Raw genomic sequence first — 20,974 nt, forward strand, 5'->3', positions numbered from 1 at the left:
GACAAGGCGATCAAGACGATGCGGGATACGGGTCGGGACATGTTGGACAAGTACAAGGAGACCTCACGCGGCGGTCTCGCCGTGAACGTCATCGAGTGCTGATCACCTTCGAGTGGTACCATAAAGTTGTACCACTTAAAGGGAGGGTCATGTCCATCACCGCGAGCGAGGCCCGCCGACGCCTGTTCCCGCTCATCGAAGAGGTCAACAACGACCGCACTGCCGTGGAGATCGTGTCCAAGAGCGGAAACGCCTACCTGGTGGCCGCGGAGGAGTACGAAGCCCTCCGGGAGACGGCCTACCTGCTACGCTCTCCGGCCAACGCTCGCCGACTGATCGAGTCGTACCAGGAGGCGCTCGCGGGCCGCCACGAGAGGCACGAACTGCTGGACGACGAGGCTTCCCGGTGAAGGTCGCCTTCACCGGGAAGGGCTGGGAGGACTACGTCCACTGGCAGACGGCCGATCGGCAGATCCTCAAACGGATCAACCGGCTCATCGAAGACGCGTTGCGTGATCCCTTCGAGGGCATCGGCAAGCCCGAGCCGCTGAAGTACGCGCTGGCGGGCGCGTGGTCGCGGCGCATCACTGAAGAGCACCGACTGGTGTACCTGCCCATGGACGATGAGATCGTCATCCTGCAGGCTCGTTACCACTACGAGTAGAGATCTGACTCCAGTGCGGACCGCAGGCCTAGAGAAGGCGATCAGAACCATGCGGGATACGGGTCGGGACGGACGCGCCGATCGGGAACGGATCCCGACCGGCGCGTCGCGGATCACCGGCGGCGGCTCAGCCGAGGTGCCGGGCGAAGAACCGTAGCGTGCTGTCCAGCTCGAACGCCGGGATCTCCCCGTGCCTGCCGGGGTTGGCGTGCAGAGTCTTCTCCGTCGAGCCCAAGGCGTCGAACAACGCCAAGCTCTGGGCCCGCGGCACCCGCTCGTCGTCCCACTGCACCAGGAACTCCACCGGGACGGTGATCCGCGCGGCGGCCTCGGCCGAGGCAAGCGCCCCGCCCAAGCCCAGCACCGCCGCGCGGACCCGGGGTTCGGCGGCGACGAACGGCACGCCGAGCCCGCAACCCAACGACACACCCCAATAGCCCGCCGGACCTGCGCCGACGTGCTCGAGTTCCTGGACCGCGGTCAGGACCGCCCGCCATTCCGGGACGGTCTGGCGAGCTACGAGCGCCTGGAAACCGGCGATCAGCGGAGCCAGTTCCTCTCCGGCCGCCACACGAGCCTGGTTCTCGGTCGCGATCCGGTCGTACTCCTCGTCCTTCGGCCGGTCGCCGTGGCCGGGCACGTCGACCGCCGCCACCGCGAAACCACACGCGGCGACCAAGCGGCGCGCACGGGCCACGATCCCGGGGGCCTTCTTGTGCCGGCCGCCGCCGTGTCCCATCAGGATGAGGGGACGAGTACCGGTGGCGCCTTCCGGCGTCCACAGCACGCCGGGAACCTGACCGAGGGTGAAGAGCTGTTCACGGACGCCGTCAGCCGACGTCTCAGAGGTGAAGCGCATGGCGTTTCAGCCTTTCGGGATGCCTTTCGCGGGCACTCCCCAGGCCATGCGGGGGAGGGAGGCCCAACCTGTCACAGCGTTGATCGGTCTCACCTCCTCGGTTCGCGGCGGCGCACGGCGCCGCCGAACGTATCACAAACGGCTTCAGACGTGTCCGCGCGAAGACGTCGCCAGGGCGACCACCGCTTGGCGCGGCACCGGCCCCTGACATCCGTGGATGGTCAGTCGGGCCGGGCCGGTGCCACCGCCTGGCGTGACGGCACGGTCCGCACCGGTCAGGTGGTGGCCGCCAGCGAGCGCAGGGACTCGCGGTCGTAGGGCAGGCCGGCCCTGCTGAACCAGATCATCGGGTTGGCGACGCTGCCCCAGCACTCGTCGTTGTCCGCGATCGCCAGAAGGAACCGGCGCTGGGCCGTGCTCAGAGGCCGGCCTGACGTGTGGCCCGCCGGGAAGGCGCGCTCCAGCAACGGCCCCCAGTCCGACTCGACCGTGTAGGCGTTGGTCATCCGGGCCACGGCCAGCGCCTCGGGCACGATCTCCTCGAACTCCCGCGTGCGCCGCAACAGCGCCTTGATCAGTGCGAACCTGAGCATCCCGTCCAGCTGCGGCAGGGGCTCGGCGAACCAGCCGTCCGCGGCGACGGGATCGGCCAGCGCCCGCCTGACCTCGGCCAGCGCCCTCGGGTCCGGGTCCAGCGCAGGCGCGAGGGCAGCCGCGGCGCGCACCGACGGGTCGGGGTCGGCGAGGAACGCCTGAGGCGCCAGGCCCCAGTTGCCCATGGTCAGCGCGGCCGCCGCCCGCTCTTCGGCGGTGCCGAGGTGCGCCAGGGACTGCATCCGCCGGGCCTGCTCGCCCCGGAACTCGGTGAGTTCGGGAGCGAGCATGAGGTGTCCCATCGCCCCGAACGCGGCCCTGCGTACGGCGTCGTCCGGATCGTCGAGGAAGGGCAGCACCGCGACGTAGAGGTCGCGCCGGATCGCCTGGCACGCTTCGGCGGCCCGGATTTCCCCGTCCGCGCCTTCCCCGCCCTCGTCGTCCGCGCCCGCGTCCTCGTCGTCGTCCTCGTCGTCTTCGTCCTCGTCTGCGATCTCGCCCGCGTCGTCGCCCCCATCCTCGTCCTCGTCCTCGTCTTCGTCGTCGTCGAGTTCGTCGTCCCAGTAGGAGGCCGACTCGGCCACGGAGCCGAGCCATTCCAGCAGCGCGGCCCGCAGCGGCCGTTCGCGGTCGTCCCAGGGCAGGGCGCTCTCGCAGGGGATGAGCGTGCGCGGGTCGTCCAGGATGGCGGCCACGAACAGGGCCGCCGGCGCGGTGGCAGGGTAGAGCGTGCCCTGGTGCAGCACGGCCGCATCGAGGTAGCCGAGAGCCGCGCCGCAGCGCTCCGCGTCCTCGCTCAACAGGGCCAGCAGGGCCTCCGGCGCGTCGGAGGCGTCGCCGTACGCATGGTGCAGGCTGGCCCAGTTCGTCTTCTCGATTACCGAGCGGGCGTCGATCATCCTGCAGAGACTACCGGCGGGCGGCGACCACGGTACGAGGGACTTCCTTCACGCCCCCGTGGGACGACGGACCGCGTCCCCCACGCGGACGACCCTCGTTCCCTCCGGACAGGGGCTGCTCTTCATCGTGTCGCACGGCTCTCAGTGTGGCCGTCCTGATCGGCCGGCGGGCTGTACGGCGCGGCGCGTCCGTGCTACGACATCCCTGTACGGAGATCACTGGCGTTGATGGCCACCGTGCTCGCGCTGGTCGGAGCCGTGGTGGCGGTCGGGGTGCTGGTGCTGGGGGCGCTGTCCGACGCCCAGGACGGCTCGGCCGCCGCCGTCGGTGAGGAGGCGCGCCGATGTCCGCCGTCGCCCACGCCGGTCGAGCCGGACGAAGAGGGGCCGGGCCGGCGGGTGGCGCCCGGCACCGCCTGTCGCTCAGCCTTGACAGGGACACCCGTGCGGCGCTCGTGGCCACCGCCTGCCATGAGGGAGGCGCCGCCGCGCTGGACGTGGCCACCCGCGGAACCGTCTACTACGGCGCGGTCTTCGGTACGGCGGCGGCGACGGATGTCCATTACGCGATCGGCATGGGGGAGCGCCTGAACTTCTGGACCAGGCAGGGCGGCGACGGTTGGCATTACCGAGGGGACTTCGACACGCGCGGCTGTGTCCCGCCGGTCCCGGTCGCGCTGTACACGGCCTGGGGTCTCAGCTCACTCCCGGAGTCGCCGGGCGGCCCTTCTTCCTGCGGACCCGCGGCCGGCGGGCGCGGCTGACGGGCGGAACCCAAGTCAGGCACCAGTGGGACTCAAGTGGCGCCTCTTATCGTGTGTGCTTCTCGTGAGAAAGGCACATCTTCATGAAGAGGACAGCGTTGCTGCTGGGCACCCTCATGCTCAGCGGGCTGCTGCTCGCTCCCCCGGCCGCCGCCGCGCCCGCCGTCCAGGTGGCGGTCGCCAAGGTCAAGGCCACTTCCCCCAACCGCTCCGGCGTCTGCCCCACGACGGTCGGTTTCACCGCGTCCGTGTCGGCCAAGGGCAGCGGCACCGTGCGCTACCGCTGGGTGCGTGGCGACGGCTCCAAGGGGTCGATCAGAAGCTTCACGGTCAGCGGCGCCCGTACGGTCACCGTCCGCGACCGGCAGACCTTCGAGAGGTCGGTGACCGGCTGGCAGGCGGTCGAGATCCTCGGCCGCAAGGGGTTGTCGCGCAAGGCCCACTTCAAGGTTCGCTGCTCGGGCCCGGCCAAGGTCTACGACGTCGACCACCTGCTTCCCGTCAACGCCGCCGAGCCGCTCGTGGCCGCCGCGGACGTGGACGTCACGCCGCCGGCGTACAGCGGGACGTGTCCCGCGACGGTGCGCTTCACCGGCACCATCCAGGTGTCCAGGGTGCCGGCGCGGGTGGCCTACCAGTGGATCGACAGCGAGCAGGGCGACGGGCCGGTGGAGTATCTCGACTTCCCGGCCGGCGGACCGCGGATCAGGCAGGTCGGCCTGCCGCTCAGCGTGGGCAACTCCACCGGCGGGTGGAAGGCGATCCACGTGGCGCGCGGGTACGACTCGGGCCGCGCCCCCTACCGGGTGACCTGCGCGAGCCAGCCCGAGCCGAGCTCAAGCCCCAGTCCCAGCCCCACGCGGACCACGCCCACGCCGGGGCCGACGGACCCGTCCGGGCCGAAGCCCGTGGTGGCCATCACCGACCTTTCCCCCGGCGACTACGAGGGTACGTGCGCCTCTCCGATCACTTACCATGCCTGGGGCACCATCGGGCTGCCCGCGGGCCCGGCCGCCACCGTCACCTACTGGTGGATCCTGGACGGCAAGCCGTGGGCGAAGCAGCAGGTCGACCTCCCGGCGGGCAACGGTCCTCGCTCCCAGCACGTCGCGGGCACGTTCTCGCTGAGCGACCAGCAGACCGGCACCCACACGCTGGGCCTCATGGCCGAAGGCGGCGCGCCCGAGCCGGTTGAGCGGACGTTCGTCCTCAAGTGCCTCACCGAGCCGCGGACCGTGACGGTGACCATCGACAGGATCGACCACAGCGTCACCTATCCCGACCCCGACTGCGCCGAACTGCCGCGCGTGGGGCTGGGGGTGACGCTGACCCTGGACCGGGCCGGCCAGGTGAAGTACCGCTGGACGGTGGCCGGGCGCACGTACGTGTACGAGAACGCCCTCGGCGCCGGGACGACCAGCCTGTCGGGCGGGGCGCATCCCACCGCCACCAGCGGAACCGTGCGCTTCGAGGTGCTCAACCACAACATGCCGGTGAAGGAGATCTCCTACACGGTGAAGTGCCCGCCCAAGTAGAGCGGGCTCATGACCCTTCGCGGGCGGCCGCCCCCAGCCGGCGCGCGCCCTCGACCAGTTCGGCGGCGCCGGCGGCGGCCGCGAAGCCGAGCCGCAGGTACGCGCCGGACGGCTCGGCGGGGAAGTAGCGGCCGCCGGCGCTGACGGCGACGCCGTAGGCGCGGGCGGTGTCCGCCGTCACCGCGTCATGGACGCCGCGCGGGAGCTCGACCCACAGGTGCAGCCCGCCCGAGGGGAAGGCGGTCAGCCGCCATTCGGGAACCTCGCGGGTGAGGGCGTCGGCGAGCACCGCGCAGCGCTCGCGCAGCGCCGCCGACAGCTCCCGCAGGTGGCGCTCCCAGGCGGACGTGCCGACCAGCTCGACGGCCGCTTCCTGCAGGGGGCGGGCGACGAAGAGCTCGTCGACGAAGCGCAGGCCCCGCAGCCGCCGCATGACCGGACCTCTGGCGACCACCGCGCCGATCCGCAGGCTCGGCGAGGCCGGCTTGGTCAGCGACGTGAGGTGGATCACCGTGCCGTCGCGGTCCTCGGCCACCAGGGGAGGCGGCACCTGCCTGCTGTGCCCGAGGTGCCTGGCGCAGTCGTCCTCGACGAGGAAGGCGCCGGCGGCCCTGGCCACGTCGACGATCTGGGCGCGCCTGCCGGGTGCGAGCACGGTGCCGGTCGGGTTGTGGAAGGTCGGCTGGCAGTACAGCAGGCGGGCCCCGGTCATGGCGAAGGCGTCGGCCAGCAGGTCGGGTCGCAGGCCCTCGCCGTCCATGGGGACGGGCACCGGCCGCAGCCCCGCCGCCCTGGCCGCGGCCAGCGCGCCGGGATAGGCGGGCGACTCCACGAGGACGGGGCCGCCGGGCGCGGCGATCGCCCGGAACAGCATCGACAGGGCGCTCTGACCGCCGGCGGTGATCAGCACGTCGTCGGCGCTCACCTCGCCGCCCGCCAGCCGGGCGAAGACGGCGCGCAACGGCGCCAGACCGGACGCCGGCGCCCGGTGCCACGCGTCGGGACGGCGTGCCGCCCGCGCCAGCGCGGCGCCGAGCGCCTTGACCGGCTGGAGCGCCGGGTGCGGGTAGCCGCCCGCCATCGCGATCGCCCCCTCGGGGAGGGGATGGACGGCCTCCGCTCCGGCCATGTCCGACTCCGCCGCCGCGGCGGGCGTCGTGCCGTACTCCGCCGCCGAGACGGCGGTCAGGTCGAACGCGCGGCCGGCCAGCGCCACCGCCTGCCACGACGTGTCGGGCAGCCGGTCCGTGGCCCTGGCCGGGCGGTGCGCCACGTACGTGCCGCTGCCCGGACGGCTGACCACGGCTCCCTCCGCGGCCAGGGCGGCGATCGCCCGCGACACGGTGCCGGGCCCGACGCGGTAGCGATGGGTCAGCTCCCTGCTGGTGGGCAGGCGGTCGCCGGGCGCCAGCTCCGCCAGCAGCGCCCGCAGGCCGGTGACCAGATCGCCGGACGTGCTCCTGCTCGACATGGGAGCGCATGCTAGCGCGTCGGCGGCGGCCGGCTCCCCTCCGGCTGATCAGGCGAAGACGTCCTGCTGGTAGCGGCCCTGCTGTTCGAGCCCGGCCAGCCACGCCTCGCCGTCCGTGCCGGTCCTGCGCCGGTGGATGTCCAGCAGCACCCGCCGTACGGCAGGCGCCATGCGCAGCCCGTCGCCGCAGACGTAGACGTGCGCGCCCTGCTGGAGCAGCTCCCACACCGTGTCGGCCTGCGCGGCGACGGCGTCCTGGACGTAGCGGTAGGGGTGCTCGGGCACCGCCGAGAAGGCGGTGTGCACGCGCACGCCCTCGGCCGCCGCCCATGCCGCGACCTCCCGCCGGTACAGCAGGTCGTGCTCGGGGTGGCGGCAGCCGGTGAACACCTCTGCCCTGCCGGTGGCCCCGGTCAGCGCGCGATGCTCCAGGAACCCGCGCAGCGGCGCGAAGCCGGTGCCGGGGCCGACCAGGACGACCGGTGTCGCGGGATCCTCCGGCAGCCGGAACGGCGGCGCCGGCACCCTGACGTAGCCGTAGAAGACCTCGCCCTCGGCCAGCCCCGCCAGGTAGGCCGAGCACATGCCGCGGTAGGCGCCGGTGCCGGACCAGGCGGGCCCCTCCACCAGGCCGACGGTGATCCGCACCCGGCCCGGCTCGGCCAGCGGCGAGGAGGAGATCGAGTAGTAGCGCGGCCTGATCGGCCCCGCGAGCTCCAGGAAGACCGCCAGCGGCAGCTCCACCGCGGGGAAGCGCTCCAGCAGCGTGAGCACCGACAGCCGCTTGGCGAGCACCTCGTCGGCGTAGTTCGCCGCCAGCTCGGCCAGCTGCCTGGTCGTCCACGGGCAGCCGGTGTGGGCGGCCAGCGCGTCAAGGTCGGCGCGGGTGGCCACCTCCTGCAGCTCGGCGAACTCCGTGAGCAGCAGTCCCGCCGTCACCGGCGTGTCCACCGGCAGGTGGGTGGGGCCCTGGGCGTGCAGGCGTACCACCCGGTCGCGGGGGACCCGCAGGCAGCCCAGCGCCCACTCCACCAGCTCCGGGTCGTTCTTGGCGAAGACCGCCAGGTGGTCGCCGGCCTCGTAGGCGACTCCCTCGGGCAGCTCGGCGACGATCGAGCGGACCCCGGGGCGCGGCTGCTCGATCGAGAAGTCCCACAGCCCCTCGGGGTCGCCGGTCAGCTCCTCGTTGGCGACCACCGTCAACGGCACGGCCCTGGCCGACACGACCGCGGGCCGTACCTCCGCCTCGGTGAGCACCTCCAGCTCGTAGCGCGGTCCCACGTCGGCGGCCGACGCGCTGTACTCCTGCGCCACGGCCGCCCACAGCTTCGCCGTCCAGGCCGACACGTCGCCGTCGAAGTCGCCGTCCGCGTCCGCCTCACCCCGCTCGACCAGCGGTACGGCGCCGGCCGCGGTGAGCTTGTCGAAGGCGCGGCGCGGGAAGTCCTGGTAGGTGGGCCACTGGGTGTTGCCGCAGCCGAGCACCGCCAGCCGTACGCCGGACAGGTCGGGCAGCTCGTCCAGCGCGTCGAAGCGCTGGGCGTTGTCGGGCGCCTTGCCGTTGTAGGACGAGGCCACCACCAGCAGCAGCCCCTCGCCCGGCGGCCGCAGATCGTCCAGCGTCGTCAGCGTGGTGGCGAAGCCGGCCCGTCCGGCCCGCTCGCTCAGCCGCTCGGCGAGATCCTGGCAGGTGCCCAGGTTGGAGCCGTACGCCACGGTGAGCGGCACGCCGGTGACCGCGACGTCCTGCTGCTCGGCCTGCTCGACGGGCTGGACGACGGCGGCGGCGGCGCGTTCGTGCGCCCGGCGCTCGCGCACCCTGATCGTGAAGTCGTCCGGCTTGAGGGTGAGCGTCTGCTTGATCTTCATCCGGTAGACGGACGGGTCGGAGATCGCGAAGCGCCGCAGGATCATCGCCAGCGCGAGCCGCGCCTCCGTCAGCGCGAACTGGCGGCCGATGCAGGCCCGCTCGCCGTTGCCGAACGGCTTGTAGCCGCCCGGGTGGTGATCGGTCTTCCGCTCGGGCAGCCAGCGGTCGATGTCGAACTCGTCCGGCCGCTCCCACGCCTTGGGGTGGCGGTGCAGCGGCGGCAGCAGGACGACGACCGGCTGGTCCTTGGCCACGGGGTAGCCGCCGATGCTGTCGTCGGCGAAGGCGCTCACGCTGAAGGCCGGGATGGGGGACCAGATCCGCAGCGTCTCCTCCAGGATGCGCGGGATCACGTCCAGCTTCATGATCGTCTCGTAGGCGGGCGGCTCGTCGCCCGGCAGCAGCCTGTCCACCTCGTCGTAGGCCAGGGCCAGCGCGTGCGGGTCACGCAGCAGGTTGTACAGCGCGAACGACAGCAGGCCGCTGGTGGTCTCGTGGCCCGCGATGAGGAAGGTGAGCACCTGGTTGCGGATGTTCTCGTCCGACAGCCGCTCGCCGGTCTTCGGGTCGGCGGCCTCCAGCATGAGGCCGAGCAGGTCCTTCGCGCCGCCGGCGCCCTCGGCACGGCGCTGCCTGATCACCTCGTCCACCAGGTCGCGCATGACCTTGATGTCGTGCTGGTAGGCCGCCTCGTTCCTGCGCTTGAGCTTGGTGACGAGGGGGAGCTGCTGGTTGCGGTGCATGGCCTCGGTCAGCGCGCCGCCCATCGCCTGCAGGAACGGGTGCAGCTCGGGAGAGTCGAAGGAGTTGAACCGGTAGCCGAAGCCGGTCAGCGAGATGACGTCGAGGGTGAGCCTGGTCATGTCGTCCGGGACCGCCAGGTCCTGGCCCTGCCGCCGGCTCCACGAGGCGACGAGTTGGTCGGCCACCTCGAGCATCTGCGGGTAGTAGGCCTTCATCGAGCGCTGGCTGAAGGCGGGCATCAGGATGCGGTGCGCGTGGCCCCACACCGGCTCGTCGTACCGGGCGGTGAACAATCCGTCACCGGCAAAGTCGCGCACGATCGTCAGCGGTGGGTTGATGCCTTTGTAGAAGCGGGTCTCGTCGCATACCTCGGCCACCAGGTCGGGGTCGTGGATGAAAAGGACCCTGCGGCCGACCAGGTCGAGCTGGAAGATGCCTTCGCCGTACCTGTTCGCCATCTCCTCGAGGAACAGGATGGGGGTTTGGCGCGGCATCTGCAGGGTGTTGCCGAACAGTGGCAGTCCTTGCGGGGCGGGAATCGCCTTCATGTGTGCTCCATGCGTAGCCATACACCGTATGGACGACGCTACCATACGGTGTATGGCAGTGAGCGCGCGCAGGGGCACCCCCCTGACGATCGAGGAGATCAGAGCAGCGGGGCTGCGGTTGATCGTGGCCGGTGGCGTCGAAGCGTTGTCCATGCGCAAGCTGGCCGCCGAGCTCGACGTGAACCCGATGTCGCTCTACCACCACGTGGCCAACAAGACGGAGCTGATCAGGGGGATCTGCGTCGGCACCGTCGGCCCGCTCCTCGACCTGCCACCCGACGACGGCGCGCCGTGGCAGGACCAGCTCCGTGCCCTCGCCTACGCCTACCGCAAGCTGGCGCGCACCCTCCCGTCGCTGTGGACGTACGTCCACAACCATCCGGAGGTCATCGAGCTGAAGGAGGGCGGGCTGTGGGACGTGCTGTTCAGGATCCTGTCCGCGGCCGGCGTGCCGGAGGACAGGTGGGAGCCGACCGCCGACGTGCTGCACGGTTTCGTCTCGGGCCTCGTGCTGGCCGAGACGATCGGGCACATCGGCGGCGCCCAGGCGGACGAGGCCTACGAGACCGCCATCGCCATGATCATCAGGGGTCTCCCCGAGCACTGAGCCCCGTGAGTCAGCGGCCGTCGGCGGCGAAGGCCTGCGCGACCGACAGGCTGTCCTCGTAGACGTGGTTCCGGGTGACCAGGCCGTCCTCGACCGTCAGGTGCAGGGCGAACCGGGACCGGTAGGCCCGGCCCGTCGGCCGGGCGGTCTGGCGGATCTCGCCGAGCACGACCGCGTCCGCGCCGTCCACGAGGATGCGTTCGATCGCGGTGGCCGCCTGCTCCGGCAGGTGGTGCTCGCCGAGCTGCCGGTAGTGCTCGGCCGCGTCGGCGCGGGAGGAGCGGTGGCGGTCTGGAACCCCGCCCCGGGATGACGGGCGGGACGCCATTCTCTCGGCGCCCGGCACCGCACCGCGATGACGTGGGAGGTAAGCGCGGGCGTGATCGGCGCCGGCCGCCGCGGGCGGTCGTGGCGTGCCGACCTGACGGTGACGGCTCATCGAGGCCGCTCCGGCATAGGATGAGATGGCATGGGGCAGGAGAAGCTGTCGCGCAAGCTCTATGAGAAGGAACTCATCCGCCTGCAGGCCGAGCTGGTCAAGGTGCAGGAATGGGTTCGCGCGGAGAAGCAGCGGGTCGTGGTGATCTTCGAGGGGCGCGACGCGGCCGGCAAGGGCGGCACGATCAAGCGCGTGGCCGAGTACCTCAACCCGCGCGTCGCCAGGATCGTGGCGCTTCCCGCGCCGACCGAGCGGGAGCAGTCGCAGTGGTACTTCCAGCGGTACGTGCCGCACCTGCCGGCCGCCGGGGAGATCGTGCTGTTCGACCGCAGCTGGTACAACCGGGCCGGCGTGGAACGCGTCATGGGGTTCTGCACACCGCAGGAGTACTCCAGGTTCCTCCACCAGTGCCCGATCTTCGAGCGGCTGCTGGTGGAGGAGGGCATCCTGCTGCGCAAGTACTGGTTCTCGGTGAGCGACGCCGAGCAGGAGCGGCGCTTCCGCGACCGGCTCGACGATCCGATGCGGCAGTGGAAGCTCTCGTCGATGGACCTGGAGTCGATCGCGAAGTGGGAGGAGTATTCCAGGGCCAAGGACGAGATGCTCATCCACACCAGCATCCCGGAGGCGCCGTGGTACGACGTGGAGAGCGAGGACAAGCGGCGGGCCAGGATCAACATGATCTCGCACCTGCTGTCGACGATCCCCTACACGGAGGTGCACCGGCCGCGGCTGAAGCTGCCCAGGCGGCCGCCCTCGACCGGGTACGAGCGCCCGCCGCGCCTGGCGGAGGTCCGCGTGCCCGACGTGACGTCGCGCCTGGGGTGATGTCGACCGGGGCTCGGCCACCCCTGTCTAGGCGAGGAAGTCGAGGAGATGACGTGCCGTCTGGTCGGGTGCCTCTTCCGCGAGGAAGTGCCCGGCCGGGATCGGCCCGCCGCGGACCTCGTCGCACCAGCCTCGCCACACCTCCAGCGGCCGGTACCAGGCGGCGACGGGACCGGCATGGCTCCACAGGACGAGGGTCGGGCAGGTGATCCGCCGCAGTCCGCGGTCGGCCTCGTCGTGCAGGTAGTCGAGCGTGGCCGCCGCGCGGTATGACTCGCAGACGGCATGGACGGTGTCGAGGTCGCCGAACGGGGCGATGTAGGCGGCGCGCAGTTCTGCCGGGAAGGCGTCCGAGACCTCGGACCACGTGTCGAGCATGTGATTCACGAGGACGGCCGGCGCGCGGGCGATCAACTGCTCGGGCACCGGCTCCGGCGCGGCGAGGAAGGACCAGACCCAGAAACCCAGGCTGAACTCCATGTTCGCCCGGCCGAACGCGTCACCCGTGGGGACGATGTCCAGAACCGCGAGACGCGTGACGACGTCGGGGTGATCCAGCGCCATCCGGTACGCGCAGCGTGCCCCACGATCGTGCCCGATCGCGACGAACCGGTCGAACCCCAGCGCGTTCATGACCTCGACCTGGTCACGAGCGATCTCGCGCATGCTGTACGGCGCGTGGTCGGGCGTGCTGGGCGGTTTGCCGCTGTCGCCGAAGCCCCGAAGGTCGGTGGCGACGACGGTGAAGTGCTCGGCGAGCCGCGGCGCCACCCGATGCCACATCAGGTGGGTCTCGGGGATGCCGTGCAGTAGCAGGATCGGCGGGCCGCCGCCGCCCAGGCGTCCGTGAATCGCCGTGCCCCGCGCGGAGATGTCGAACTCCTCGAACGCCTCGAACATGAGGCCGGCCCCCCTTTCCAACAAGGTGCGTCACTGACGAACCTGCCCGCAGTCGCCGCGCGTACCTGTACCCGCGCCCGCTTCCGCTCCAGGCGCGGTCGTGGAACCGGCTCTTGCTCGGCACGGCGACGCCCGCCACCGCCTACCTGGAGGTGCACGGGCGGCGCCTGCCGTACCGCCCGGGACTTCCGGACCGCCGCTCGCGGCCCCTACTATGAACCAATGACCAATTTGTTCATACGGAGATAGCCGTGCCGGCCGCCTTCACCGAAGAGGAGCGCCGGCGGATCGCCGAACGGCTGCTCGACACCGCCACACGCCTGTTCGCCACCCAGGGGCTGCGCAAGACCTCGCTCGAGGAGCTGACCGCTCCCGCCGGGATCGCCAAGACCTCCCTGTACGCCTTCTTCGACTCCAAGGAGGACCTCTACTTCGAGGCCGCGCTCCGCCAGAGCGAGCAGGTACGGCGGCGCGTCATCGACGAGGCGCTGCTCCAGGGCGGCGACACCCGCGAGGCGTTGCGCCGCTTCCTGCGGGCCACCGTCGCCGAGCTGGACACCAACCCGCTCTACCGCAGGCTGCTGTCGCACCCCGAGGAGATGGCCGCCGTCGCGGCCAGGCTCACCCCTGAACGCATGGCCCAGGCGGCCCGCGGCCCGATGGGCGACCTGCTGGAGTTCCTGCGCGACCGTCTCGAGGGCGACCCCGAGGTGCTGCTCGGCGTGCTCCGCGCCGTGCTGCTGACGCCGCTGCACGCCGACCACCTGGGCCGCGAACTCTACCCGGCGGTGATCGGCCGCCTCATCGACGCGGTGACCGAAGGGCTGACCTCATGAGCCTCCCTCCGCTGGCCGTCCTGCTGTTCACCCCGAGGGCGGGCGAGATCACCGGCAGCGCCCGCTGGTCCGCCATGCGGATGCTCAGGCCGTTCGCCGACCGCTTCGACGTGCGCCTGGTCAACCGGCCGGCGGGCCTGCCGGTCACGATCGCGATGCCCGAGCTGGCGGCCGTCTACGCCGAGCGGTTCGCCGCCGCCTTCGCCGGGCGGGTCCCCGTGCTGGCCATCTCCACCGGCGGAGCCATCGCGCTGCAGCTGGCCGCCGACCATCCGAAGCTGCTCGACCGGCTGGTCCTCGGCGGTACGGCGGCCACGCTCGGGCCGCCGGGCCGCCGGGCGCAACGCGCCTACATCGAACGGGCCCTGGCCGGGCGCCGCCCCAGCCCGGCGCTGGCCGACATCGTCACCCCCTCGCCGCTCGGCAGGCGGCTGCTCCGGCCCCTGCTGTGGCTGTCGGACGGTGCGAGCGGGGACCGTGCCGACGCGGCCGCCGTGCTCCACGCCGAGGACGGCTTCGACCTGCGCGCGAGGCTGGGCGAGATCACCGCGCCGACGCTGCTGATCCATGGGGCCGAGGACGTGGTCTACCCGCTGGAGCTGGCCAGGCAGACCGCCGAGGGGATCCCGGGTGCCCGGCTCGTCGTGTACGAGGGCCGCGGCCACAGCGCCACGTTCACCGACCGGCGCTTCGCCCGCGACGCGCTCGCCTTCCTCCACGAGCCGGGCTGACCACTTCTTTGCTGGTTTGACAGGCTTTGTCATGGCGCCGGCGCTAGTCTAGGAATGATCTTGATGGTCTCGATTCGCGCAGGAGAACCGTTCATGGCAGAGCCCGAAGCCGAAGGAACGCCTCCTTCCTCGATCAGCACGCCGGACCTGTGGGACCTGGAGGCGTCGCCGACCCAGCTGGAACAGCTCGCCGACGCGTGGCGGAGCGTGGAGAAGAAGGTGTCGTTCGCCGAGAACAAGGTCGACACCGTGGTGCAGAGCGTCTTCTCCAAGGAGGAATGGACCGGCGAGACCGCCGACGCCTTCAACTCCTACCGCAAGAGGCTGATCGGCGACGTCGAGCTGTGCGCGAGCTGTGCCGGCAACGTGGCCTCGGTGCTCGACAGGATGGCGGCCATCCTGCGGACCAACCAGAGCCTCCTCGACGACGAGCGCAAGCGGCTCTCGGCCGTGCCGGTCACCGAGACCATGAACGGCCTGACCTTCCACCCGAAGAACTCCGAGCAGTCCGGCCTGGTCACCACGGCCGTCACCACCGCCAAGGAGATCAGGAGCCGCCTGGACGAGCGGCTCAGGGAGCAGCGCGAGGACCTCGACTTCTACAAGGACCAGTTCGCCGCGCTGACCAAGCAGTGGAAGCCGCGCACCGTCCGCATGCTGAACCTCAACGTGGGCCAGGGCGCGGGGAACGGCTGGCGCGACAAGGGCGGCACCGATCCGGGCGACATCCCGGCCATGGCGCGGCTGATCGCCGACCAGAACCCGGACATCGTGACCCTGCAGGAGGTCTTCAAGAAGGACATCGCCCCCGACGGCAAGATCGACACCGTCGTCGACCTCAAGTCGGAACTCGAACGGATCACCGGCGACAGGTGGGAGGTCCGCTTCGAGGAGGCGAGCAAGAAGTACCAGGCCAGCGACAGCATCCCCATCCTGGGCGACTACTTCCACCAGCCGTTCGGGAACGCGGTCCTGGTGCGGGAGGGCGACGTCGTCGCGGGCGCGGGCGACGGCCAGAAGATCAAGCTGGACGCCGACGGCGACAAGGTCACCCTCCCGGACGGCACGCGCGTCGACGACGGCGAGGGCAGGTCGGCCGCCAGGACGGAGGTGCGGTTCAACCCCCGCTAGCGGCGATCACCAGTCGGGAACGACGACGTCGACCTGCTGGCCGTCGTGGTCGGAGGTGCCCCCGTCGACGAGCTGGGGGGCGCCGGCGAGCTCCACGCCCGGCGAGGAGATCACGTAGTCGATGCGGGTGCCCGACGGCGACGTCCCGACGACGTCGCCGTCGGCGTTCGTCGCGCCCGTGTAGACGGTGTACCCCTCGCGGTTGAAGCTGTTGATGGCGTCGAGCGAGACCTTGCGGGTGTTGTGCGCGCCGTTGTTCGTCGCGGCGTTGAGGTCGGCTCCGATCAGCGAGGGGCCGTCGACCGCGCGGTGGAGCGTGTCGATCTGGCCTGCCCGTACGGGGTCGTCGTACTTGTGCAGGCCGTGGCTGTGCACATGGGCGCTGTAGACGTCCAGCGACTTGCTCGCCGAGCCGAGCAGCCGGTCGGCGGTCTCGTGGTCGAGCTCCTTGAACACCTTGACCACCTGGCGGAGCCGTCCCGCGTCCCTGGTCAGCACCCCCGCGAGGGCTTCGGCGGCCTCGTCGGCCGCGGCCTGGAGGTCGGCGTAGGAGGAGCCGCAGGACAGCGCCTTCTCGCTGTTGCCGAAGGCGTTCGAGCCCGGCACCGAGGGCACCGGCACGTAGGTGACCGGCGTGGGCGTCCGGCTCAGGATCGTCCGGCCCTGCTCCACGGCCTCCTTCGCCTGGTCGGCGCCTTCGGCGATGGCGCCGACCCGGTCATAGATGATGTTGACTTCGTCGCCCATGTCCGAAAAGCCTAATAGGGTACCGGCCGCTGATGATCGGTTTTCACCGCGAAGGCAGCGTCCAGGACACCGTGCGGGTGAGCGATCCGCGGGTGTTGAAGGACGTGGCCCAGCCGAGCGACTCGAACCGGCCGTTCTCGTTGTCAGGGATGCCGGTGGCCTTGTCGGCCGATCCCGCGTTGAAGTTGTACCGGTCGTAGACGTGCATGGTGATCTCCATCGTGGCCCGGTTGCCTTCGACGGTGACGTTCCCGCTTCCCCAGATCGCGTGCATGCCGATCGCCTTGTCCCAGTTCTCGGTGACGGTGTCGCCGTGCGTCGGCAGGCCGGTCATCTGGAAGCTGGTCCTGCCGCTCTCCCTGTGCAGGCGCGCGGCCTCGTCCTGGGCGTTGGAGATCGCCATGTCGACGGAGTATCGGACTTGCGAGTCCTCGCGGTAGGCCTTCTCGTAGTCGACCTCGAAGTCACTGCCCGAACCACCCATGTAGTGCTCGTAGGCGTCCAGGCCGTCCTCCAGGTCGGGACGCTTGATCCGCGCCCCGCGCAGCTTGGCGCGCCACTTGTACCAGTCCTGGTAGTCGTCGAGCCCCGGCCGGGCGTGCGGGTCGTAGGGGAAGTCGTGGTCGTAGGCCATGTCCGGATGCTGCGGCGGCCCGATGCGGTACTTGCCCGACCAGGAGACGCCGTCAGGCGAGGGCGGCGCCGGATCATGTCGCGTGGGCGCCTCGTGGAGGCCGACGTATCCGGCCGAGGCCAGCACGGTGGGCGTCGAGGGGAGCGGGATGCGGCGTCTGGCCACCTTGGGCAGCGCCGGCGGCTTCGCGCCGAGCATGCGGCGCACCCGGGCCTCCACGGCGCGGACGAGCCTGCCGCGGAAGTACCGCTCCAGCTTGTCGCGCAGGACCTTCACGAAGCGGCGGGCGAACACCCGCAGGATGCCCACGAGGCTGCGCGCCTTCAGCATGGCGAGGCCGCCGGACAGGACGGCCATGGTCAGCGCCCACGCCAGGGCGATCATGACGTACAGCGCCAGGAGGATCAGCAGTCTTTTGACGATCTCGACGATCAGGGCGACCAGGTCGTGGCCGTCGGCCAGGGCGCGGAGGGAGGCCGCCAGGCTGCGCAGGTGCCCGGTCTGCTTCGGCCCGCCGTCGTCGTACTCCTCCCAGTAGCCGTTGAGCGCGTCGATGTGCTCGCCCTTGTTGTTGGCCGAGGCGTAGGCGACGGCGCCGTTGGCACCCGGCGTCACGTCGGCGTCCAGCGCGGTGGCGCAGGTGCGGAAGGCGGCCCCGCACGTCCGGAGCCCGTCCTCGTCGATGTTCGGCCACTCCACGCCCAGCAGGTCGAAGCCGGGCCGCAGCTCGGCCGGCAGCGTCACCGCCATGGGCCGGGCTCCTCGTGCGGAGCGGGGAGGACCCGGTCCTCACACCTCACGGATGTCCTCCGGCGAGCCGAGGGCCCTGGCGCCGGCGGCGGTGGCCGCCTCGGTCAGCCGTAACTCCCTGACCATGTCGTCCACGCCGGTACAGGTGAGGTCGATGTTGCCGCGCAGGTGCCGGCACGCCTCGTCCAGAAGATCGCTGAGCTCGTCCATGGCCTGGCCCAGGTCGCCGCCGCCCCAGACGCTGGTGCCGGTGCCGCGCACCGTCGCCAGCAGGGAGTCGGTGTGCCACTGCATCGCGCGGACGGTCTCCCGCAGATGCTGGGCCGCACCGCTCAGGGATGCGTCGTCGAAGCGGAGTTCCCGTCCCACCGTTCACCTCGTGCACGAAGATCACTTTCGTCGGCAACATACCACCGGCGAGTCAAGGCCGTGGGTGTTCCGGGCGAACTGTCCGACGGGTGAGATCACCTGAAGTGAACTCGACGGTTAAGGTGTCTCGTTCCACAGGACCGGCAGCGAGCCGCCGAAGGCGCCGAACGCCCTGCGGGGGTCGACGCACGCGCGAACCCGGGCGGGCGGCCAAGGGCGCGGCCCGCCCGGGGCGGAGTCGCGGGTCTCAGACGGCTCGGGCGGGTCCCGACATCGAGGCGATGTCCTCGGCGCCGTCGCCGAGGAGCTTGTCGGCCAGGTCCATCAGGGCGCGCCCCGCCGCCAGTTCGTCGCCGATCTCGGGGACGGGCCGGTCGTCAGGGTTGCGCCGGGCGGTGCCGACGCTTTCGTGCCGCCTGTTCCCGACCGCGTACAGCACGGCGGTGGCGGAGGTGCGCTTGTCCTCGTCGTCCTCGCTGATGAGAATCTTGACGGTCCACTCCTTGGTGTTCATGACGCCTCCCCTGTCACGAACATGACAATGCGGTCATACACCCAGCATCCCCCTTGGAGGGCGATGATCGCGAGGTCAGCGCGCGACGAGGTTCGCCGAGGGCGTGATCGGGTAGCAGCGGCGCCATGCCAACGTACGGATTCCACGCTTCGCACGAACAGGTGCCACCCGGGGCGCTGCTGGAGGCGGTCGCCGCGGCCGAGGAAGCCGGTTTCGGCGCGGCCATGTCGTCGGACCACTTCTCGCCGTGGAGCGCGCGGCAGGGCGAGTCGGGGTTCGCCTGGTCGTGGCTCGGCGCCGCGCTGGAGCGCACGTCGCTGCCGTTCGGCGTCGTCAACGCGCCGGGCCAGCGCTACCACCCGGCGATCGTCGCGCAGGCCGTCGCCACGCTCGCCGCGATGTATCCCGGCCGGTTCTGGGCCGCGCTCGGCACCGGCGAGGCGTCCAACGAGCACATCACCGGCGCGCCCTGGCCGCGCAAGCAGGTGCGCAACGCGCGCCTGCGCGAGTGCGTCGAGGTGATGAGGGCGCTGCTGGCGGGGGAGGAGGTCACCCACGAGGGACTGGTCACCGTCGACAGGGCCAGGCTGTGGACGCTCCCGTCCCAGCCGCCGGCGCTGGTCGGGGCGGCGGTGAGCGAGCAGACCGCCCGCTGGTGCGCGGAGTGGGCCGACGGGCTGATCACCGTGGGCGGGCCCCAGGCGGCCAGGGTGGCCAGGGCCTACCGGGAGGCGGGCGGGCGCGGCCCCCTGCGGGTGCAGGTCCATCTGAGCTGGGCCCCCACGGAGGAGGAGGCGCTACGGCTGGCCCACGACCAGTGGCGCTCCAACGTCTTCCCGCCGCCGGTCTGCTGGGACCTCGACAGCGTGGAACTGTTCGACCTCGTCTCGCGCGACGTGCCGCCGGACCGGGTCGCCCAGGTCGTGCACGTCTCCGCAGACGTGGGCCGGCACGCGGAGATCCTCGGCTCCTACGCCGAGCAGGGCTTCGACGAGATCTACCTGCACCACGTCGGCAAGGAGCAGCGCCCGTTCGTGGCGGCCTTCGCCGAGGTCCTCAAGTGAGCGGTCCCGCTGGAGGGCCGGTTCCGCACGTGGGTGCTGCTCCGGCTCAGAGCGAGGCCGGTGCGCGCGTGGGTGGTGCTCCGGCTCGGGGTGCGAGCGAGGCCGGTCCGCGCGTGGGTGGTGCCGCTCAGGACGGAGGGGAACCGGGCAGTTGCAGGGTGCGGTGGATCATCTGGTGCATGTGGGTGCGGAAGCGGTGCAGGGCGCGCGGGTCGTCGGGGCCGCGCCGCCGCCCTGCCGCGTCGAACACCCCGCTGAGGACGAACCCGTGCACGCACCAGACCAGCGAGTTGATCGTGTAGTGCACGTCGGCGTCCTCGGCGTCCGTCGCCGGGATGATGTTCTCGATGGCGAACTCCGCCAGCGGCTTCACCAGCTCGGCCTCCAGGTTCCCGATGTCCCTGGCGTCGGACAGCCACCGGTGCATCCAGAGCGAGGGCACCTCGGGATGGGCGGCCGCGAAGTCGATGTAGGCGTCGACGAAGCGGTGCACCGCGGCCACCTTCTCCTCGGGCGGGGCCGCCTGCAACTCCCTGACCTTGGCCTCCACGACGGCGGCGTGGGTGGAGTGGGCACGCTCCATGACCGCGAGGTACAGGTCGCGCTTCGCGCCGAACTGCGTGCTCACGGCCTTCGTGCTCAATCCGGCGGCCTCCGCGATCTGCCCGATCTCGGTCGCGTCGTAGCCGAGCGCCGCGAACAGCTTGGTCGCCGCCTGGAGGATGCGCTCGCGCTCATCCCCTCGTACTGGCGTCATATAGGTGACCTTAGGATCCGCCATCAGCTCGGCCAATCACGTGATCGACAAATACCGGTCAAATCGCTCCTGTGCTGATTAAGCGGTCATCTCGGGGTGAACTCGGCACCACGCCTGCGGAACTCCTCCGCCCAGCCGTGGTGGGACTCGCCGTCGCACGGCAGCGCGCCGCCCAGCCGTTCGTGCAGGCCGGCCAGCCGCTCGTGCATCTCCGCCACGCCGGAGCAGGTGGCCGCCTGCTGGACGCGCATGAGGTCAAGCTGCTCGGCGGCCACAGCCCTGAGCGCTTCGGCGCGCAGCAGGATCCGCTTCCTCGACATCACCGCGGGCCGTACCCTCGCGCGTGGCAGGCCCAGCCGGCGCCAGCCGGGGTGATGGCGCGGCACCGGCGACGGCGGCGCCTCGGGCGCGGCGCCGAACAGCTCCGGCCACAGCAGCTCGAGGAGCCGGATCGCGGGACCGGGCCCCACGATCTCGAGGTCGCCGCCGTCGCCGCGCAGGAGCGACTGGAACCGCGCCAGCAGCCGCGCGCCCTCGACGTCGCAGAAGTCCAGCTCCCGCACGTCCACCGCGATGACGGTGACATGCTGGACGATCAGGGAGGCCAGCGCGCCCTCCAGCCAGGAGGAGCTGGAGCGGTCCAGTGACCCGCCCAGCGCGAGCAGCGCGTTCGCTCCGTCCTTGTGCACGATGGTGACCGACAGTGCCATGACCACGCC

The 20,974-nt window shown here is 71.3% G+C and carries 22 protein-coding genes; 10 read left to right on the forward strand and 12 right to left on the reverse strand.

What is annotated here, in order from left to right; genetic code table 11:
* The first annotated feature begins 149 nt into the window (after positions 1-149).
* Together ACWDLG_RS11640 and ACWDLG_RS11645 are read left to right on the forward strand one after the other, a co-directional pair.
* Positions 150-410: a type II toxin-antitoxin system Phd/YefM family antitoxin gene (locus ACWDLG_RS11640; protein WP_354907969.1), complete on the forward strand. Its 261-nt coding sequence runs from the start codon at positions 150-152 to the stop codon at positions 408-410.
* On the forward strand, positions 407-664 hold the full coding sequence (locus tag ACWDLG_RS11645) for a Txe/YoeB family addiction module toxin (protein WP_449918677.1): 258 nt from the start codon (positions 407-409) through the stop codon (positions 662-664). Before ACWDLG_RS11640 ends, ACWDLG_RS11645 begins: the two co-directional genes overlap by 4 nt.
* A gap of 127 nt (positions 665-791) precedes the next feature.
* On the opposite strand, the gene ACWDLG_RS11650 is transcribed toward ACWDLG_RS11645, so the two are convergent.
* Positions 792-1,523, reverse strand: a complete 732-nt coding sequence (locus ACWDLG_RS11650) for a dienelactone hydrolase family protein (protein WP_449918679.1) — start codon at positions 1,521-1,523, stop codon at positions 792-794.
* A 275-nt stretch (positions 1,524-1,798) separates the two neighbouring features.
* Positions 1,799-3,016, reverse strand: a complete 1,218-nt coding sequence (locus tag ACWDLG_RS11655) for a hypothetical protein (protein WP_449918681.1) — start codon at positions 3,014-3,016, stop codon at positions 1,799-1,801.
* 344 nt (positions 3,017-3,360) lie between these two features.
* Here ACWDLG_RS11655 and ACWDLG_RS11660 point away from each other — a divergent pair, with 344 nt between their 5' ends.
* Together ACWDLG_RS11660 and ACWDLG_RS11665 are read left to right on the forward strand one after the other, a co-directional pair.
* Positions 3,361-3,780, forward strand: a complete 420-nt coding sequence (locus ACWDLG_RS11660; protein ID WP_449918684.1) for a hypothetical protein — start codon at positions 3,361-3,363, stop codon at positions 3,778-3,780.
* Positions 3,781-3,863: 83 nt separating this feature from the next.
* Entirely contained in the window at positions 3,864-5,315 is a 1,452-nt protein-coding gene (locus ACWDLG_RS11665) for a hypothetical protein (RefSeq protein WP_449918687.1), read from the forward strand.
* Positions 5,316-5,322: 7 nt separating this feature from the next.
* Here ACWDLG_RS11665 and ACWDLG_RS11670 read toward each other — a convergent pair whose 3' ends face one another.
* Both ACWDLG_RS11670 and ACWDLG_RS11675 read right to left on the reverse strand, forming a co-directional pair.
* Positions 5,323-6,786, reverse strand: coding sequence for an aminotransferase-like domain-containing protein (locus ACWDLG_RS11670; RefSeq protein WP_449918690.1), 1,464 nt, complete (start codon positions 6,784-6,786; stop codon positions 5,323-5,325).
* 48 nt (positions 6,787-6,834) lie between these two features.
* Entirely contained in the window at positions 6,835-9,948 is a 3,114-nt protein-coding gene (locus tag ACWDLG_RS11675; RefSeq protein ID WP_449918693.1) for a bifunctional cytochrome P450/NADPH--P450 reductase, read from the reverse strand.
* Between the two features lie 52 nt (positions 9,949-10,000).
* Between ACWDLG_RS11675 and ACWDLG_RS11680 the strand changes: the two genes are divergently transcribed.
* Positions 10,001-10,555 (forward strand): TetR/AcrR family transcriptional regulator, encoded by a 555-nt coding sequence (locus ACWDLG_RS11680; RefSeq protein ID WP_449918695.1) that lies wholly within the window; start codon positions 10,001-10,003, stop codon positions 10,553-10,555.
* A 10-nt stretch (positions 10,556-10,565) separates the two neighbouring features.
* Here the strand turns inward: ACWDLG_RS11680 and ACWDLG_RS11685 are convergent, their stop codons facing one another.
* Complete coding sequence (locus tag ACWDLG_RS11685; protein WP_449918698.1) at positions 10,566-10,883, reverse strand: nuclear transport factor 2 family protein; 318 nt, start codon at positions 10,881-10,883, stop codon at positions 10,566-10,568.
* Positions 10,884-11,024: 141 nt separating this feature from the next.
* Between ACWDLG_RS11685 and ppk2 the strand changes: the two genes are divergently transcribed.
* Positions 11,025-11,822 carry a polyphosphate kinase 2 gene (gene ppk2, locus ACWDLG_RS11690; RefSeq protein ID WP_354907983.1) on the forward strand — a complete coding sequence of 266 codons (798 nt, stop codon included), beginning with the start codon at positions 11,025-11,027 and terminating at the stop codon, positions 11,820-11,822.
* Between the two features lie 27 nt (positions 11,823-11,849).
* On the opposite strand, the gene ACWDLG_RS11695 is transcribed toward ppk2, so the two are convergent.
* Positions 11,850-12,722, reverse strand: coding sequence for an alpha/beta fold hydrolase (locus ACWDLG_RS11695; RefSeq protein WP_449918701.1), 873 nt, complete (start codon positions 12,720-12,722; stop codon positions 11,850-11,852).
* Between the two features lie 251 nt (positions 12,723-12,973).
* Here ACWDLG_RS11695 and ACWDLG_RS11700 point away from each other — a divergent pair, with 251 nt between their 5' ends.
* The 3 genes from ACWDLG_RS11700 (at position 12,974) to ACWDLG_RS11710 (ending at position 15,420) form a co-directional block, all read left to right on the forward strand.
* Positions 12,974-13,558: a TetR/AcrR family transcriptional regulator gene (locus ACWDLG_RS11700; protein WP_449918703.1), complete on the forward strand. Its 585-nt coding sequence runs from the start codon at positions 12,974-12,976 to the stop codon at positions 13,556-13,558.
* Positions 13,555-14,289, forward strand: a complete 735-nt coding sequence (locus tag ACWDLG_RS11705; protein ID WP_449918706.1) for an alpha/beta fold hydrolase — start codon at positions 13,555-13,557, stop codon at positions 14,287-14,289. The genes ACWDLG_RS11700 and ACWDLG_RS11705 overlap by 4 nt, the downstream gene beginning before the upstream one ends.
* A 93-nt stretch (positions 14,290-14,382) precedes the next feature.
* Positions 14,383-15,420, forward strand: coding sequence for an endonuclease/exonuclease/phosphatase family protein (locus ACWDLG_RS11710; protein WP_354907987.1), 1,038 nt, complete (start codon positions 14,383-14,385; stop codon positions 15,418-15,420).
* A 6-nt stretch (positions 15,421-15,426) separates the two neighbouring features.
* Here ACWDLG_RS11710 and ACWDLG_RS11715 read toward each other — a convergent pair whose 3' ends face one another.
* The 4 genes from ACWDLG_RS11715 to ACWDLG_RS11730 form a co-directional block, all read right to left on the reverse strand.
* Positions 15,427-16,167: a hypothetical protein gene (locus tag ACWDLG_RS11715; protein WP_449918710.1), complete on the reverse strand. Its 741-nt coding sequence runs from the start codon at positions 16,165-16,167 to the stop codon at positions 15,427-15,429.
* Between the two features lie 43 nt (positions 16,168-16,210).
* On the reverse strand, positions 16,211-17,551 hold the full coding sequence (locus ACWDLG_RS11720; protein WP_449918713.1) for a WXG100-like domain-containing protein: 1,341 nt from the start codon (positions 17,549-17,551) through the stop codon (positions 16,211-16,213).
* A gap of 39 nt (positions 17,552-17,590) precedes the next feature.
* On the reverse strand, positions 17,591-17,920 hold the full coding sequence (locus tag ACWDLG_RS11725) for a hypothetical protein (protein WP_449918714.1): 330 nt from the start codon (positions 17,918-17,920) through the stop codon (positions 17,591-17,593).
* 247 nt (positions 17,921-18,167) lie between these two features.
* Positions 18,168-18,434 (reverse strand): DUF1876 domain-containing protein, encoded by a 267-nt coding sequence (locus ACWDLG_RS11730; protein WP_354907990.1) that lies wholly within the window; start codon positions 18,432-18,434, stop codon positions 18,168-18,170.
* 125 nt (positions 18,435-18,559) lie between these two features.
* Here ACWDLG_RS11730 and ACWDLG_RS11735 point away from each other — a divergent pair, with 125 nt between their 5' ends.
* Complete coding sequence (locus ACWDLG_RS11735; RefSeq protein ID WP_449918717.1) at positions 18,560-19,498, forward strand: TIGR03885 family FMN-dependent LLM class oxidoreductase; 939 nt, start codon at positions 18,560-18,562, stop codon at positions 19,496-19,498.
* Positions 19,499-19,625: 127 nt separating this feature from the next.
* Here ACWDLG_RS11735 and ACWDLG_RS11740 read toward each other — a convergent pair whose 3' ends face one another.
* Both ACWDLG_RS11740 and ACWDLG_RS11745 read right to left on the reverse strand, forming a co-directional pair.
* Positions 19,626-20,255 carry a TetR/AcrR family transcriptional regulator gene (locus tag ACWDLG_RS11740; RefSeq protein ID WP_449918719.1) on the reverse strand — a complete coding sequence of 210 codons (630 nt, stop codon included), beginning with the start codon at positions 20,253-20,255 and terminating at the stop codon, positions 19,626-19,628.
* 86 nt (positions 20,256-20,341) lie between these two features.
* Positions 20,342-20,965, reverse strand: coding sequence for an STAS domain-containing protein (locus ACWDLG_RS11745; protein WP_449918721.1), 624 nt, complete (start codon positions 20,963-20,965; stop codon positions 20,342-20,344).
* Between the last annotated feature and the right edge of the window lie 9 nt (positions 20,966-20,974).

Source organism: Nonomuraea sp. NPDC003727 (assembly GCF_053586935.1).

What these genes read in the sequence shown, in the direction of transcription:
- ACWDLG_RS11745 (WP_449918721.1), bottom strand. Translation starts at nt 20,965, where the DNA reads ATGGCACTGTCGGTCACCATCGTGCACAAGGACGGAGCGAACGCGCTG.
- ACWDLG_RS11650 (WP_449918679.1), bottom strand. Translation starts at nt 1,523, where the DNA reads ATGCGCTTCACCTCTGAGACGTCGGCTGACGGCGTCCGTGAACAGCTC.
- ACWDLG_RS11670 (WP_449918690.1), bottom strand. Translation starts at nt 6,786, where the DNA reads ATGTCGAGCAGGAGCACGTCCGGCGATCTGGTCACCGGCCTGCGGGCG.
- ACWDLG_RS11655 (WP_449918681.1), bottom strand. Translation starts at nt 3,016, where the DNA reads ATGATCGACGCCCGCTCGGTAATCGAGAAGACGAACTGGGCCAGCCTG.
- ACWDLG_RS11665 (WP_449918687.1), top strand. Translation starts at nt 3,864, where the DNA reads ATGAAGAGGACAGCGTTGCTGCTGGGCACCCTCATGCTCAGCGGGCTG.
- ACWDLG_RS11740 (WP_449918719.1), bottom strand. Translation starts at nt 20,255, where the DNA reads ATGACGCCAGTACGAGGGGATGAGCGCGAGCGCATCCTCCAGGCGGCG.
- ACWDLG_RS11735 (WP_449918717.1), top strand. Translation starts at nt 18,560, where the DNA reads ATGCCAACGTACGGATTCCACGCTTCGCACGAACAGGTGCCACCCGGG.
- ACWDLG_RS11680 (WP_449918695.1), top strand. Translation starts at nt 10,001, where the DNA reads ATGGCAGTGAGCGCGCGCAGGGGCACCCCCCTGACGATCGAGGAGATC.
- ACWDLG_RS11705 (WP_449918706.1), top strand. Translation starts at nt 13,555, where the DNA reads ATGAGCCTCCCTCCGCTGGCCGTCCTGCTGTTCACCCCGAGGGCGGGC.
- ACWDLG_RS11685 (WP_449918698.1), bottom strand. Translation starts at nt 10,883, where the DNA reads ATGGCGTCCCGCCCGTCATCCCGGGGCGGGGTTCCAGACCGCCACCGC.
- ACWDLG_RS11730 (WP_354907990.1), bottom strand. Translation starts at nt 18,434, where the DNA reads ATGAACACCAAGGAGTGGACCGTCAAGATTCTCATCAGCGAGGACGAC.
- ACWDLG_RS11720 (WP_449918713.1), bottom strand. Translation starts at nt 17,551, where the DNA reads ATGGCGGTGACGCTGCCGGCCGAGCTGCGGCCCGGCTTCGACCTGCTG.
- ACWDLG_RS11675 (WP_449918693.1), bottom strand. Translation starts at nt 9,948, where the DNA reads ATGAAGGCGATTCCCGCCCCGCAAGGACTGCCACTGTTCGGCAACACC.
- ACWDLG_RS11660 (WP_449918684.1), top strand. Translation starts at nt 3,361, where the DNA reads ATGTCCGCCGTCGCCCACGCCGGTCGAGCCGGACGAAGAGGGGCCGGG.
- ppk2 (WP_354907983.1), top strand. Translation starts at nt 11,025, where the DNA reads ATGGGGCAGGAGAAGCTGTCGCGCAAGCTCTATGAGAAGGAACTCATC.
- ACWDLG_RS11710 (WP_354907987.1), top strand. Translation starts at nt 14,383, where the DNA reads ATGGCAGAGCCCGAAGCCGAAGGAACGCCTCCTTCCTCGATCAGCACG.
- ACWDLG_RS11695 (WP_449918701.1), bottom strand. Translation starts at nt 12,722, where the DNA reads ATGTTCGAGGCGTTCGAGGAGTTCGACATCTCCGCGCGGGGCACGGCG.
- ACWDLG_RS11640 (WP_354907969.1), top strand. Translation starts at nt 150, where the DNA reads ATGTCCATCACCGCGAGCGAGGCCCGCCGACGCCTGTTCCCGCTCATC.
- ACWDLG_RS11715 (WP_449918710.1), bottom strand. Translation starts at nt 16,167, where the DNA reads ATGGGCGACGAAGTCAACATCATCTATGACCGGGTCGGCGCCATCGCC.